5 protein-coding genes and 1 pseudogene are annotated in these 7,525 nt (G+C 70.8%); 4 read left to right on the forward strand and 2 right to left on the reverse strand.

Translation table 11 applies throughout. The annotated features are described in order from the left end of the window. Nucleotides 1-170, forward strand: a pseudogene (gene purH / locus G6019_RS15000) (bifunctional phosphoribosylaminoimidazolecarboxamide formyltransferase/IMP cyclohydrolase); the annotation flags it as partial. Between the two features lie 38 nt (nucleotides 171-208). Further along, the gene (locus G6019_RS15005; protein WP_107756989.1) at nucleotides 209-802 is read left to right on the forward strand and encodes a TetR/AcrR family transcriptional regulator; all 594 of its coding nucleotides are present in this window, start codon (nucleotides 209-211) and stop codon (nucleotides 800-802) included. Here G6019_RS15005 and G6019_RS15010 read toward each other — a convergent pair. Beyond that, nucleotides 768-4,394, reverse strand: a complete 3,627-nt coding sequence (locus G6019_RS15010; protein WP_182627922.1) for an indolepyruvate ferredoxin oxidoreductase family protein — start codon at nucleotides 4,392-4,394, stop codon at nucleotides 768-770. The two genes, G6019_RS15005 and G6019_RS15010, sit on opposite strands and share 35 nt — an antisense overlap. A 167-nt stretch (nucleotides 4,395-4,561) precedes the next feature. On the opposite strand from G6019_RS15010, the gene G6019_RS15015 reads away from it, so the two are divergent. Continuing rightward, nucleotides 4,562-5,041: an Lrp/AsnC family transcriptional regulator gene (locus G6019_RS15015; protein WP_182613339.1), complete on the forward strand. Its 480-nt coding sequence runs from the start codon at nucleotides 4,562-4,564 to the stop codon at nucleotides 5,039-5,041. A 3-nt stretch (nucleotides 5,042-5,044) separates the two neighbouring features. On the opposite strand, the gene G6019_RS15020 is transcribed toward G6019_RS15015, so the two are convergent. Beyond that, nucleotides 5,045-6,523: an amidase gene (locus G6019_RS15020; RefSeq protein WP_309230289.1), complete on the reverse strand. Its 1,479-nt coding sequence runs from the start codon at nucleotides 6,521-6,523 to the stop codon at nucleotides 5,045-5,047. Nucleotides 6,524-6,659: 136 nt separating this feature from the next. Between G6019_RS15020 and G6019_RS15025 the strand changes: the two genes are divergently transcribed. Continuing rightward, nucleotides 6,660-7,373, forward strand: coding sequence for a hypothetical protein (locus G6019_RS15025; protein WP_182613340.1), 714 nt, complete (start codon nucleotides 6,660-6,662; stop codon nucleotides 7,371-7,373). Nucleotides 7,374-7,525 lie beyond the last annotated feature (152 nt).

Below are 7,525 nucleotides of genomic sequence, written 5' to 3' on the forward strand. Positions count from 1 at the left end.
CGTCGGACGCGTTCTTCCCGTTCGCCGACGGGCTCGAGGTGCTCGCCGAGGCGGGCGTGCGCGCGGTGGTGCAGCCGGGCGGGTCCGTGCGGGACGCCGAGGTGATCGAGGCCGCCGAGAAGGCCGGGATGACGATGTACTTCACCGGCGCCCGGCACTTCTTCCACTGAGCCCGCCGGAACCCATGTCAGAGATGGCGAGGTCGCAGATGGGCCAACAGGACGCCGTGCCTCTGACCCCGCGCGCACAGGCCAAGGCTCGCCGCCGCGATGAGATCCTCGTCGCGGCGGCCCGGCTCATGGCGCGGCGGGGCTTCCACGCGGTGCGCCTGGACGATATCGGTGCCGAGGTGGGCATCTCGGGGCCGGGCATGTACCGGTACTTCTCCTCCAAGGAGGACGTGCTCGCCGAGATGCTCCTCGACATCTCGCGCCGCCTGCGTGACGGTGGGCGCGCCGCCGTGGAGCAGGGCGGGGACCCGGCCGAGGTCGTCGACGCGCTCCTGGGGGTCCACGTGGACTTCGTCGCGACCGAACCGGATCTCATCAGCGTGCAGTTCCGCGATCTCGGCGCACTGCCCGCCGGGCCGCGGCACGAGGTGCGTAGCCTGCAGCGCGAGTACGCCGAGATGTGGGTCGACGCTCTCATGAGGCTGCGCCCGGAGCTGCCCGCCGTGGACGCGCGGGCTCACGTGCACGCCGTGTTCGGACTGCTCAACTCCAGTCCGCGGCTGCCGTCCATGGCCGAGGCCGAACTCCGGCGCGTCCTCACCGCGATGGCGTCGGCGGCTCTGCGGTCCTGAGCGAGCCGAGCAGTCGCGTGAGCTCCTCACGGTAGCGCTCCACGTTGTCCAGCTTGACGTGTTCGTATCCGCGCACCATGTCGGGCAGGCCCGCCAGCTCGACGGCGGTGTCGTACCAAATGGCCTCCCGGCCGCCGGGGCCCGTGCGCTGCAGGTCGGTGGTCAGTCGCCTGACCACGTCGCGGTACTCGGCCAGGAGCGCGCGCTCCACCCTGCGGACGTGGGCGTAGCCGAACACGTCGAGCGGGGTGCCGCGCAGGCGCTTCATCCGAGCCAGTGCCCTCATGGCGGGCATGGCCTTCGGGCCGATCGCGATCTTCCGCTTCATCCCCATCGCGCGGAGCGCCGGCGGGTGCAGCTTGAGCCTGGGCGTGGCCCCCTCGCCCCACTCCTCGGTGAGACGGGCCGCGAACTCCGGGTCGACGGCCAGCCGGGCCACCTCGTACTCGTCCTTGTACGCCATGAGCTTGTACAGGTTCCTGGCCACCGTGAGGGCGAGCCGCTCGCGGCCGGTCCCGGATAGCGCCTCGGCCGCACGCAGGTCCTCGACCCTGCGCACGTAGTCGGCAGCGTAGGCCTCGCTCTGGAAGCCGATCAGTTCGTCGACGCGCAGGGCCACGACGGCCCGGAGCTCGTCGGAGGCCTCCGGGCCCAGGCCGGTGACCAGGCGGCGCGCGGTGGGGGAGGGCTCGTGCAAGTCCGGCGTCGCGGTGGTCGCCGGGCGGTGCAGATCGGCGACCAGCGCGCCGAGGGCTCCCGGATCCGCGACGGCCTGTCGGCCACGCCGGAACGCCTGCAGGTTCGCCGACACCGCGACCCCGTTGAGCTCGATGGCCTGCTCGATGGCCCGGGCGGAAATCGGCAGGGCCCCGCTCTGGTAGGCCGCCCCCACCATGAGCATGTTGGACGCCTGAGTGGAGCCGAAGAGGTTCTCCGTGATCTCTCCCGGGTTCAGGTAGACGCCTCTTCTCGAGGCCCGGTCGATGGAGGTCTGGATGTCGGTGCCGGACGGGTAGTGCACGGCGGTGTCGATCACCATGGAGCCCGTGGGGATCCGGGTGGTGGAGACGACCGCGGTGGTGCGGTCGGGGTGCGCGACCTTGAGGTTGGCGTCGTCCGCGCCCACCAGGCCGTCACAGCACAGGTAGAGGTCGCAGTCACCGGCGCCGATCTTCGGGGGTTGCTCGATCGGGGTCCGGGCCACCCGGACGTCGGAGACCACCGCGCCGCCCTTCTGCGCCAGTCCGGTCATGTCGAGGGTGCGGGCGGCGTTGCCGTCGAGGACGGCGGCGGTCGCCAGGACAGCGGACACGGTGACGATGCCCGTCCCGCCGATACCGGTCAGGCGCAATGAGAAACCCCGGTCGGCGTCGACCTCGGCCCTCATCGGCTCCGGGAGGGCCGACGCGTCGAGCTCGGGCGCCGTCGCCACACGCTCGCTCCGCGTCCCCGGCACCACGGTGACGAAGGCGGGGCAGTCGCCTTCCAGGCACGAGAAGTCGAAGTTGCAGGTGGATTGGTCGATCCGGGTCTTTCGGCCGAACTCGGTCTCCACCGGATGGACCGACAGGCAGTTGGACTTCCTGCCGCAGTCGCCGCAGCCCTCGCAGATGCGTTCGTTGATCACCACCCGCTCGGCCGGGGTGGGGTAGGTGCCGCGCTTGCGGTGGCGGCGCTTCTCGGCCGCGCAGAACTGGTCGTGGACCAACACGGTCACACCGGGGACCGCGGCGAGCTCCTTCTGGACCTCGAGCGTGTCGCGACGATCGCGGACCTCGATGCCGCGGGGCAGCCCCTGGGATCTCGTGGCCCTGACGTCATCGGTGGTGACGACGATCTTGGCGACCCGCTCCGCCTGCAGGAGTCGCAGGATCTCCGGCAGGGTCATCTGGCCGACCGGGTCCTGGCCACCCGTCATCGCGACCGTGCCGTTGTGGAGCAGCTTGTAGGTGATGTTGTCGCCTGAGGCGACAGCCGCGCGGAGCGCGAGCGAACCGGAGTGCATGAACGTGCCGTCGCCGATGTTCTGCACCAGGTGGTTCTCGGTCAGGAACGGGGCCATACCGGTCCACTGGAGCCCCTCGCCGCCCATCTGGGTGACCCCGGTGACCGTGCCGACCTGCTCTTCGTCCATCAGCAGCACCATTGCGTGGCAGCCGATGCCGCCGCCCACGAGCGTCCCGTCCGCCACCTTGGTGGAACTGTTGTGCGGGCAACCCGAGCAGAAGTAGGGGGTCCGGGTGGTGGCCAGGGGCAGGGCGATGCGCGAGCGACCCCGGCCGGGGCCGTCGAGCCAGGCGAGCGCCGACTCGATCCCGTGGACGCGCCCGAGCCGCTGTGCCAGACCCCGGGTCACGGCGTCGACGTCGAGTTCGCCGAACCGGCTGAACAATGTGGAGCCGTCCTCGTGGGTCTTGCCCACGACATTCGCGACGCCCGCGCGGCGGAAGTGGATCTCGCGGATCATGGTCTCGATGAAGTCGCGCTTCTCCTCCACCACGATCACCTCGTCCAGGCCGGACATGAACTCGTCCAGGACCGTGCGCTCCATCGGGTAGACCATGCCGAGCTTGAGGATCCGGATGCCGCGCCGGGCGAGTTCGGCGTCGTCCAGGCCCAGCCTGCGCAGCGATTCGCGGACGTCCAGGTAGCTCTTGCCGGCGGCGACGATGCCGATCCTGTCGTCGGCGGTCGACTGGACTATCCGGTTGAGTCCGTTGAGCCGCGCGTACTCCAGCGCCCGGGGGATGCGGGTGGTGAGCTGGTTCTGCTCCAACTCCATCAGACTGGACCCGAGCAACTGGCCCGAGGGCACGTGGGGGCTGGTCCCCAGGTCTCCGTAGTCGGGCAGGATCCGGTCCGGGTCCACCAGCGCGGTGGACGACGCGTCCGCCACGTGCGACGAGATCTTCACGGCCGACCACAGGCCCGAGACGCGGGAGAGGATCGCCGCGTGGACGCCGAAGTCCAGCACGTCCTGGGAGTCCGCGGGATAGAGCGTGGGGAGGTAGAGGTCCGCGAGCGCGAGCTCCGACGAGCAGGGCACCGTCGAGGACTTGGCCCCGGGGTCATCGCCGACGAAGGCGACCGCACCTCCGTGAGGGTCGGTACCGATGAGGTTGGCGTGTCGGATCGCGTCCGTGGCGCGGTCCAGGCCGGGGGCCTTGCCGTACCAGTACCCGACGACGCCCTGCAGGGGCGCGCCGCCGGTGTTGGCGGTCGCGCGCAGGGTGCCCGTGCGTCGCGCGAGTTGCGACCCCATGACGGCCGTCGCGGCGGCCTCCTCGTTGAGGGCGGGACGATGGACCACGTCGAACGGGTCCAGGAACGTCCCGCGCCGGGCCAGCTCGAGGTCGTAGCCGGCCAGTGGGGAGCCCTCGTACCCGCTGACGAGGCTGGCGGTGAGTAGGTGCTGTCGGCGGTCCAACCGCGCGCGGTCGCGGACCGTGCGGACCAGTGCCTGGATACCGGTGAGGAACACCGTGCCGCTTTCCCGCGTGTAGCGGTCGGAGAGAGAGAACGAGGTGGCGTCCGCCCGCGGGTCACGCGGATCGTCCTGGGTACCGCTCGTGGGTCCGAGAAGAGAGGTCATCGGTCACACCTGGCCTTCGAGAGAATCGAGATACGACTCCAGGCTAGGCGCGCACGTGATGCGCGTCACGTGGTCAGCATTGTGGCGAGCACGGTGTGCACTCCGGCGCCTGGGACCGCGCGACTGTTGAGCACTGTGTCCAACGACGCGCGCCTTATGATGTACACATGGAATCGGCTCCCCGCGAAGCTTCGGCTCTGGACCACACGGATCGACGACTCCTGAGAGTCGTCCTGGCGGACCCCAGGGTCGGGGTGCGCGAGTTCTCCCGCCGCCTCGGGGTGGCGCGCGGGACCGCACAGGCCAGGTTGGACAAGCTCGAGGCCCGGGGCGTGATCGCGTCGTGGGCGCCGACCCTCGATCCGGCGGCGCTCGGGTACCCGCTCTCGGCGTTGGTCCACATCCAGATGGCGCAGGCCGAGCTGGAGGCGACGTGTTCCGGGCTGGCCGAGGTGCGCGAGGTGCTCGAGGTGATGAGTGTGGCGGGGGAGTTCGACGTGGTCTGCCGGGTGGTGGCCCGCGATCACGCGCACCTCGAAGAGGTGTTCAGCGCCATCATCTCCACGCCGGGCGTCCTGCGGACCCGCACGGAGGTGGTGCTGCGGCGCCGGGTCGGCCCGCGCGTCGCCCAGCTCGTGGACGAGTGAGCCTCACTCCCAGATGCGGTCGAACGGGTAGGCCTCCTCGTACTCCGAGGCGAGTTCGAGCACCAGGCGGTCATGGCCGATCCTCGACGACAGGTGCACCCCGATGGGCAGGCCGTCCGGAGCCCGACCGGCCGGGAGGGAGACTGCGGGCGACCCCGCGATGTTCTGGAGGGGGGTGAAGGTGACCCAGTCGGAGACCCTCTCGAGGTGGGACTCATACGGCAGGTCCGCGTCCAGATAACCGACCTCCGGGGTCTCGTGGTTGACCACGGGGTTGAGGTACACATCGAGGTCGCCGAACGCCGAGTCGAACCGTCGCCTGGCCCGATAGAGGCGATACAGGTGCAGGGGAAGCGAGGGCAGGGACCTCTTGGCCATCCCGGCGAGGCCGATCGTGAACGGGTCCAGGCGATCCGCTGCGAACTCAGGGCCGAACATGCCCCTCCCACCGGAGGACGTGGCCAGCGCGAGCAGGCCCCAATAGGCGATGAAGTCCTCGCGGAACGAGGACGGGACCGGCGCGGGCGTCGGCACGACCTCGTGGCCCAGCGCCTCCAGCCGGTCGGCGGCTTTTCGCAGCACCGCCAGTGTGGCGGCATCGGTGGGATCGCCCGCGGGACTGTGTTCGACCAGACCGATGCGCAACCGCCGGGTGGGGGCCGGCGAGACCGCGCCCAACGGCGGGACCCCGACCGGACGGTGCCCGGCCTCGAAGGCGGTCAGGAAGGTCACCGTGTCGCGCACGGACCGGGAGACCACGGACTGGGAGATGATCGGAATCGGCATGGTCGCCGAGAACTCCTCGTCCGGGTGCCTGCCGCGACTGGGTTTGAACCCGACGAGCCCGGTCACCGCCGCGGGGATCCGGATAGAGCCTCCACCGTCGTTGGCGTGGGCGATCGGCAGCGCGCCGGCGGCCACGAGTGCGGCGGATCCTCCCGAGGACCCCCCGCTGGTGCGGGCGGTGTCCCACGGATTGCGGGTGACGAGACCCCCCTGCCGTTCGGTGGCGGCGGTCCAGCCGAAGGGTGGCATCGCGGTCGTTCCCAGCGGGATGAGCCCGGTCGCGCGGAACAGGGGTGCGTAGGGGCCGTCGTGGAGGGCCGGACGGGTGGGCACCGCCGAGGACCCGAGCGTCATGGGCAGGCCCTCCACCCGGACCGCGTCCTTGAACGCGGACGGAACGCCGGCGAGGGGGGCCGAGAGATGAGACTCGCGGACCCACGATGCCCGGTGACGAGCGCGGTCGTAGTCGGTGTGCACCAGGGCCCCCAGTACGGGGTCCACGGCTGTGCACCGATCGATGGCGGCCTCGACCAGCTCCGTGGGCGAGACCTCCCGCCTGCGGACACGGTCCGCGAGGGCCGAGGCGTCGTCGTACCCGAGCGCGTCGTCCCGGAAGGCGTGCACGCGCCGCGGCATCTCGGCGGGGGCGAGGGCGGGGCTCTCGCCGGTGGTGGCGTCGGTTGTGGTGTCGGTCACGCCACCAGTCTAGGGCGTCCACTTGACAGCGCCCGGTCCGCTCAGGCACTTTAGGGATACCTAACTTAGGCGAGGGTCACCTAAACCTCGCCGTCGAGACCTCGCCCCTCAGCAGGCGACCCGTGGAGGGTGAACGATGGCACCGAATCCCGCCGAGAACGAGATCGAGCCCCCGATCGCCCAGCCGCCCGCGTCGGATCCGGTCGCGCACGGCGCCCGACGTCTTCTGGACGGGTCAGGTGTCGCCACGGTCGCCGTCCGGGGGACCCGGAACCGCTCGGATGTCATGGTCTCCGCGCAGCACCGCTGGGTCGGTGGCGGGTCCATCGTGGTCACCGGGGCTCCCGCGCCGTGGTCCGGCCTGATCGTGGAGCCGGGGGCGTCGGTCGAGGTGGTCGTGATGATCGACGAGTTCGCCCCCATCGTGGAGGCGAAGGTGCACGTGGCCAGCCTGTACGGGTTCGGCATCGCGCGGTCCGCACGACAGGGTGAGGGGTGGGTCGTCGAGATCGAGATCGACCTCGACGAACTTCAGGTGCGTCGGCTCGGGCACCAGGGGACGGTCCACGCGCGCGACCTGGATTCGGTTCCCTCGGACCCGTTGGCCGCCGAGGCGCCCGGTCTCGCAGACGAGATCCGGGCGCGCTTCGGGGAACACCTGGCGATCCTGGCCGGGTCGGGCGACCCGGCTCATCCGCCGTTCGTCCTGGGCGTCGACCCGGACGGCCTCCACCTGCTCACCGCACTCGGGCGCGACGCCGACGTGGTGCACCTGCCGTTCATGACCCGTGCGCAGAGCCTCGGGGACGTGGTCCGGGAGATGGGTCAGTACGTGGCCCGGGCGAGCTGACCGTCCACGCCGCTGACCGTCTACGTCCGTGGTCCCCTAGGCCGGGGAGTAGGTCAGGCAGTCGGCGGTGTCGGCGCCGGAGCCGATCGTCACCGATTCCGCGGAACAGAGCAGATCCTTGTTGTGCGCGCACTCGACGCGCTGGCAGGGGA

It is taken from the genome of Dietzia sp. DQ12-76 (genome assembly GCF_014145045.1).
In the GTDB taxonomy this organism is placed as follows: domain Bacteria; phylum Actinomycetota; class Actinomycetes; order Mycobacteriales; family Mycobacteriaceae; genus Dietzia.

Bases quoted from the DNA above. Each gene is read 5' to 3' on its own strand.
- G6019_RS15015 (WP_182613339.1), top strand. From the start codon at position 4,562: ATGGAATCGGCTCCCCGCGAAGCTTCGGCTCTGGACCACACGGATCGA.
- G6019_RS15010 (WP_182627922.1), bottom strand. From the start codon at position 4,394: ATGACCTCTCTTCTCGGACCCACGAGCGGTACCCAGGACGATCCGCGT.
- G6019_RS15025 (WP_182613340.1), top strand. From the start codon at position 6,660: ATGGCACCGAATCCCGCCGAGAACGAGATCGAGCCCCCGATCGCCCAG.
- G6019_RS15005 (WP_107756989.1), top strand. From the start codon at position 209: ATGGGCCAACAGGACGCCGTGCCTCTGACCCCGCGCGCACAGGCCAAG.